The organism is Dermacoccus sp. CCH2-D9, assembly GCF_001556795.1.
Taxonomy (GTDB): domain Bacteria; phylum Actinomycetota; class Actinomycetes; order Actinomycetales; family Dermatophilaceae; genus Dermacoccus; species Dermacoccus nishinomiyaensis.
Genome location: NZ_LSJT01000009.1, coordinates 68,765 through 75,089 on the forward strand (window position 1 = coordinate 68,765; position 6,325 = coordinate 75,089).

Here is a 6,325-nt window from a genome sequence, read left to right on the forward strand (position 1 = left end):
TGCGCGACTTTTGCGCATCTGCACGAGGAATATGCGGCACATTCCTCGTGCAGATGCACAAAAGTCGGGCAGCGGTCCACGCCCGCCGGCAGCACGGCCCCGGCGAGAGGGACGCGTGTCGACCGTCAGCCCCGGCTGTCACAGTAGGCGGCGATCACCTCCGTGACGTACGCGGCAAGGCCGGGCTCGACGTCGTCGTAGGTCTGCGCGAAGCGTGGGTCGGTGCTGTACATGGCGCCCATCCCCCGGAGCATCGGCAGAGGCACCGGATTGAACCAGCGTTCGATCTGGTCGCGGTGCGCCTGAACTGCGGCGTCGGCCTGCGCGCTGCCGGGTGCCGCGCCGTCACGCATCGCCGTGGCGAATGCCGCCAACACCTCGTCCGACTCGGCCTTGATGCGATGCCAGGTCGCCTTGTCGTAGCTCTTGGCGCGGCGCCGGGATTCTGCGAATTCCTCCGTCCCACCCCAACGCTGTTGCGCCTCGACGTCGTACGCCTCGTCGTAACCGGTGCCGAAGATCTCCTTCATCTCGGCGCTGCTGATCTGATATTTGCTCATGGTTGCCTCCGATGTGAGTGCGGTGTCGATCGCGTCGACCAGCGCATCGAGCTCGTCGCGCCTGGCCATGACCGCTTCCCTGTGCTCGACGAGGAGTGCCGCCAGCACGGCCGGTTCGTCGAGCGCCTCGGCGATGTCCGCGAGCGGCATCTCGAGGCGCCGTAGCAGCACGACCCGAGCGAGGCGTTGCACGTCCGCCGGCGTGTACAGCCGGTATCCGTTCCAGCCACGTTCGCTCGGACGCACGAGCCCGATCGCGTCGTAGTGATGCAGCGTGCGGACGGTGACGCCGAAACGTGCCGCCACCTGCCCCACCGTCAGTTCGTCGGTCATGACCTCACTCCATCGCCTCACGTCACGTCAGGGTCAAGGTTCGCGCCGAAAGACCTCTCGCAGGCAGGCGCGCGCGCCAATCATCCCGGTTTCGATGTCCTCGTCGCGCTCGTCGCGACCGTTCACCGCAGCGGCCCCGGGCAAGTCTGGCACCGTCGCCGGGTCGCGCGAGAGCAGAGGCCGTGCGATGAGCATGATGAACATCGGCGTCAACGTGACGAACCAGATGCAGAAGCCGATCAGGGTCGTCGCCGACCAGAAGAGCCCGCCACCGGCCCAGTCGCCACCGAACACACCGAACGAGAGCATCGCGAGAAAGCCGTAGACGCACGGCGTCGCCGCGCCCCACAGCACGAGCGAGAACTGCCGCGCCCCCATCGTGAGCCCCCGTGTCAGGTGCAACGACCACGCCGCGAGGCCCCACGCAATGACGGCGCACGGCAGCGCCAGCGCCAGCCCGGCGTCACTCAGCCAGTTTGCGGGCGAGTAGGCATCGGCAGGGCCGCGGACCCAGGCGACGGCGACAGCGACCGACGAGACGACGAAACCCGCCGCCACAGACCCCACACCGATGACGGCGGCCCGCCCGCCCGTGTGCCACACGGACGTTCGCGACCCCGAAAGCGAGCCGGCGCTCGACGCGCCCGCCCCCGTCATTCCTGCGCCGAGCATCTTCGCCACGATGTCTCTCCCGGTCGTCCTGCCGCGCCCATCGGCGCCGCATCTCTCACCCATCCTCGCATGTTTTGAACACGTTCAAGAACGACACTGGGACCATGGCTCACATCGTCCTGTTCCACTCAGCGCTCGGCCTGCGCACGGCCGTCCTCGACTTCGCTGACGCCCTGCGCGGGCTCGGCCACGTCGTCGTCACCCCCGACTACTACGACGGGCACGTGTTCGTCTCGACCGACGACGGGCTCGCCCACCGCGACGCCGTGGGCGTTCGCGCCCTCATGGATCGTGCGCGCACGGCACTCGACGACGCGCCCGCCGACGCCGTCCTCGCCGGTTTCTCGCTCGGCGCGTTCTTCGCTCAGGCGTTCGCGGCGAAGCGACCCGACGCGCGTGCCGCGGTGCTCCTACACAACGTCGAAGCGCCGCGCGACGGAACCTGGAGCGGCGTCCCTGTCCAGGTGCATCGCCATGCCGTCGACCCGTTCATCAGCGAACCCGACGTCACCGCGCTGCGCGACGCCGTCACCACCTCGGGCGCGCCGTTCGACGACGTCGTCGCACCCGGCGAAGGCCACCTCTTCACCGACCTCGCCACCCCTGACGGGGACGCCGCCGCATGCGACGCGAGCATCGCCGCGTTCGACGCGTTCATCCGCTGACAGACGATGCCCCAGCTCGAGCAACACTCGAACCGGGGCGTCATGACGCTGCTGCGAGTCGTCAGGCCTTCTTGGCCGTCGTCTTCTTCGCAGCGGTCTTCTTCGTCGTCGTCTTCTTGGCGGCGGTCTTCTTCGTCGCAGCCTTCTTCGTCGACTTCTTGGCGGCCTTCTTGCGCGTCGAGGGGCCCTTGGCGCGCTTCTCGGCGAGCAGCTCGTAGGCCCGCTCGGCCGTCAGTGTCTCGACGTCGTCGTCCTTGCGCAGCGTCGCGTTGGTCTCGCCGTCGGTGACGTACTCGCCGAAGCGGCCGTCCTTGACGACAACGGGCTTGCCGGACGTCGGGTCGGCGCCGAACTCCTTGAGCGGCGGCTTCGCGGCGGCGCGGCCACGTTGCTTCGGCTGGGCGTAGATCGCCTCGGCCTCCTCGAGCGTGATCGTGAACAGCTGCGCCTCGTTCTCGAGCGAGCGCGAGTCGGTGCCCTTCTTCAGGTACGGCCCGTAGCGCCCGTTCTGCGCGGTGATCTCGACCTGCTTCGTCGTCTCCGTGCCGTCTTCGGCCGTCGCCTTCTCTTCGACGACGCCGACGACGCGCGGCAGCGATAGCAGCTTGAGGGCGGTGTCGAGCTCGATCGTCGCGAGATCCATGTCCTTGAACAGCGACGCCGTGCGCGGCTTCGGCTTCGCCGCCTTCTTCTTCGGCTTCTCACCGTCGGCAGGCGTCACCTCCGGCAGCACCTCGGTGACGTACGGGCCGTAGCGTCCCGACTTGGCGACGATCTCGTGGCCCGACTCGGGGTCGGTGCCGAGGACGCGGCCGTCGTCGTCGGAGGCGTCGAGCAGCTCGCGGATCTTCGCAGGCGTCATCTCGTCGGGCGCGATGTCATCCGTGATCGACGCGCGCCGCGGCTTCTCGCCGACCTTCTCGGGGTCGAAGCCCTCCTTGACCTCACCCGTCGCCGGATCGATGCCGTTCGGCACCTCCTCCTCGACGTACGGCCCGTACCGCCCGACGCGCACGACGAGACCCTCGCCGATCGGAATGGTGGAGATTCCGCGTGCGTCGATCTCGCCGAGGTCGTCGACGAGTTGCTTGAGGCCCTCGGCCGACTCACCCTCGTCGCCGAAGTAGAAGCGCGTGAGCCAGGCCGCGCGCTCCTCGTCACCGGCGGCGATGCGGTCGAGCCCCTCCTCCATCGAGGCGGTGAAGTCGTAGTCGACGAGGCTGGGGAAGTGCGTCTCGAGCAGGTTCGTCACCGCGAACGCGAGCCATGTCGGGATGAGCGCGCTGCCGCGCGTTCGCACGTACCCGCGATCCTGGATCGTGCCGACCGTCGCGGCGTACGTCGACGGGCGGCCGATGCCGCGCTCCTCGAGTGCCTTCGTCAGCGTCGCCTCGGTGTAACGCGCGGGCGGCGACGTCTCGTGCCCCAACGCCTCGGCGCGCAGCACGTCGAGGCCGACACCCTCGGACAGCTTGGGCAGGCGACGCTCGCCGTCATCGTTCGAGTAACGATCGGCGTCGCGGCCCTCCTCGTAGGCGGCGAGAAAGCCCCGGAACGTGATGACGGTGCCGCTCGCCGAGTACTCGGCGCGCTTGGCGATACCCGAACTCTCGACCCCGACGGCGACCTTCACCGACGCCGTCGAACCTTTCGCGTCCGCCATCTGCGAGGCGACGGTGCGCTTCCAGATCAGCTCGTACAGCGCGAACTCGGTGCCGCGCAGCTCACCGGCGACCTGGGCGGGCGTGCGGAAGCGATCACCGGCCGGGCGGATCGCCTCGTGCGCCTCCTGCGCGTTCTTCGACTTGCCCGCGTATCGGCGGGGAGCGTCCGGCACGTATTCGGCGCCGTACAGGTCGCGCGCCTGCTGACGCGCGGCGCTGATGGCCTGCTCGGACAGGGCGACCGAGTCGGTACGCATGTACGTGATGTAGCCGTTCTCGTACAGGCGCTGCGCGACGCGCATCGTGTCCTTCGAGCCCAGACGCAGCTTGCGGCTGGCCTCCTGCTGCAGCGTCGAGGTGATGAACGGCGCGCTCGGCTTGCGCGAGTACGGCTTCTCGCTGACGGCACTGACCTCGGCGTGGCCGGCTCGCGTCGCCTCAGCGATCTTCTCGGCCGCCGCACCGTCGAGGTGGCGCACGCCCGAGCTCTTGAGGCGCCCGTCGTCGCCGAAGTCGCGGCCGGAGGCGACCCGCTCGCCGTCGACGCCCGTCAGCTTGGCGGTGAACGCCTGGCTCGACTTCGCCTCGAACTCGCCCTCGACGTCCCAGTATGACGCGGCGCGGAACGCCATGCGCTCCCGCTCACGCTCGACGACCATGCGCGTCGCGACCGACTGCACACGCCCGGCCGACAGGCCCGCACGCACCTTGCGCCACAGCACCGGCGACACCTCGTAGCCGTAGAGACGGTCGAGGATGCGGCGCGTCTCCTGCGCGTTGACCATCTGCATGTCGAGCTCGCGCGTGTCGTTGACGGCGCGCTGGATGGCTTCCTTCGTCACCTCGTGGAAGACCATGCGCTTGACCGGCACCTTCGGCTTCAGCGTCTCGAGCAGGTGCCACGCGATGGCCTCGCCCTCGCGGTCCTCATCGGTGGCGAGGTAGAGCTCGTCGGCGTCCTTCAGAGCGCGCTTGAGCTCGGCGACCTTCTTCTTCTTGTTCGCGTCGACGACGTAGTACGGCGCGAAACCGTTGTCGACGTCGACGGCGAACTTGCCGTACGGGCCCTTCTTCATGTCGGCGGGCATCTCGCTCGGCGTCGGCAGGTCACGGATGTGCCCGACGCTGGCATCGACGACGTAGTCGCTGCCCAGATAAGACGCGATCTTGTTGCCCTTCGAGGGCGATTCGACGATGACGAGTTTCTTGCCTGACGCCACTGGGGTGCTCCTTCGGTTCGCGCACGGGCCACGGATTCGTCGTCGCCTTCGCGTGCGGTCGTCTAGACCGTACCCGACGGGACCGACAGCCGGTCGTGGGGCAGCGGGAGCACCTCCGTCGCGACGCGGGAGGGGCACCGCGACCCAGACGTGACGGGTCCGGCCGCGTGACGCCGCCCCGGCCCCGCACCCACAGCGCTGCCCTGCACCGACGCCCGAGGGCGGAGCGGAATGTCGAGGACGGCCGAGAGCGGTGTTTCGGCTACTCGAGGACCCACTGGAATAAAGTTGATACGTCAACTAGTTTCGTCAGTATGAGCACCTCGACACAGGCCACCGACGACCGACTCCCCGTCGCCTATCTCAGCCACGGCGCGCCGCCCCTCGCGGACGATGCGACCTGGACCGCCGAACTCGCCGCCTGGGGCAAGGAACTGCCCAAGCCGAAGCAGATCCTCATGGTCTCGGCGCACTGGGAGAATGCGCCCGTCACTGTGTCGTCGACGAGCGGCGCCGGGCTCACCTACGACTTCTGGGGATTCCCGCAGAAGTACTACGAGGTGACGTACGATGCGCCCGCCGCGCCCGAACTCGCCGAATCGGTGGCCCGCCTCGTCGGCACACCCGAGCGGCCCGTGCACCAGGACCCATCACGCGGTCTCGACCACGGCGCGTACGTCCCCCTCGTCGAGATGTTCCCCGACGCCGACGTGCCCGTCCTGCAGATGTCGATGCCGACGCTCGACCCCGTCGAGCTGTTCGAGCTGGGCCGCAAGCTCGCGCCGCTGCGCGACGCGGGGACGCTCATCATCGGTTCCGGGTTCACGACCCACAACCTGCGGTGGTTCCGTCCGAGTGGTGACGCTGACGACGCCCCGCCAGCGCCGTCGTCGGAGTTCGACCACTGGGCCGCCGAGACGATGGCGAGCGGCGACCTCGACGCGCTGTTCGACTTCATGACGAAGGCCCCCGCCGCCCATGAGGCGCACCCGCGCACCGAGCACTGGGCACCGCTCTACGTCGCGCTCGGCGCCGCCAACCCGGACGGAGCGGCGTCGGCGTCAGCGCAGACCACCGTCGACGGCTTCTGGTACGGCCTGAGCAAGCGCAGCTGGCAGCTGGCCTGACGCCCCGGCCGTACTCAACTGCGATCTACGTACCCTTCTGCGCTTTTCGTCCACATTCGAATGTGGACGAAAAGCGCAGAAGGG

At 68.7% G+C, this 6,325-nt stretch carries 5 protein-coding genes; 2 read left to right on the forward strand and 3 right to left on the reverse strand.

From position 1 onward, the window contains the following. Window positions 1–125 precede the first annotated feature (125 nt). Window positions 126–893 (reverse strand): MerR family transcriptional regulator, encoded by a 768-nt coding sequence (locus AX669_RS01040; RefSeq protein WP_062256044.1) that lies wholly within the window; start codon window positions 891–893, stop codon window positions 126–128. Window positions 894–926: 33 nt separating this feature from the next. Further along, complete coding sequence (locus tag AX669_RS01045; protein ID WP_062256046.1) at window positions 927–1,574, reverse strand: hypothetical protein; 648 nt, start codon at window positions 1,572–1,574, stop codon at window positions 927–929. 95 nt (window positions 1,575–1,669) lie between these two features. On the opposite strand from AX669_RS01045, the gene AX669_RS01050 reads away from it, so the two are divergent. After that, window positions 1,670–2,230 (forward strand): dienelactone hydrolase family protein, encoded by a 561-nt coding sequence (locus AX669_RS01050; protein WP_062256048.1) that lies wholly within the window; start codon window positions 1,670–1,672, stop codon window positions 2,228–2,230. Window positions 2,231–2,291: 61 nt separating this feature from the next. Here the strand turns inward: AX669_RS01050 and topA are convergent, their stop codons facing one another. After that, window positions 2,292–5,114, reverse strand: coding sequence for a type I DNA topoisomerase (gene topA, locus AX669_RS01055; RefSeq protein ID WP_062256049.1), 2,823 nt, complete (start codon window positions 5,112–5,114; stop codon window positions 2,292–2,294). 314 nt (window positions 5,115–5,428) lie between these two features. Between topA and AX669_RS01060 the strand changes: the two genes are divergently transcribed. Then, window positions 5,429–6,241, forward strand: coding sequence for a dioxygenase (locus AX669_RS01060; RefSeq protein ID WP_062256051.1), 813 nt, complete (start codon window positions 5,429–5,431; stop codon window positions 6,239–6,241). The last annotated feature ends 84 nt before the right edge of the window (window positions 6,242–6,325 follow it).

Excerpts from the sequence above, each read along its gene's own strand:
- AX669_RS01040 (WP_062256044.1), bottom strand. The coding sequence starts at position 893 with ATGACCGACGAACTGACGGTGGGGCAGGTGGCGGCACGTTTCGGCGTC.
- AX669_RS01050 (WP_062256048.1), top strand. The coding sequence starts at position 1,670 with ATGGCTCACATCGTCCTGTTCCACTCAGCGCTCGGCCTGCGCACGGCC.
- AX669_RS01060 (WP_062256051.1), top strand. The coding sequence starts at position 5,429 with ATGAGCACCTCGACACAGGCCACCGACGACCGACTCCCCGTCGCCTAT.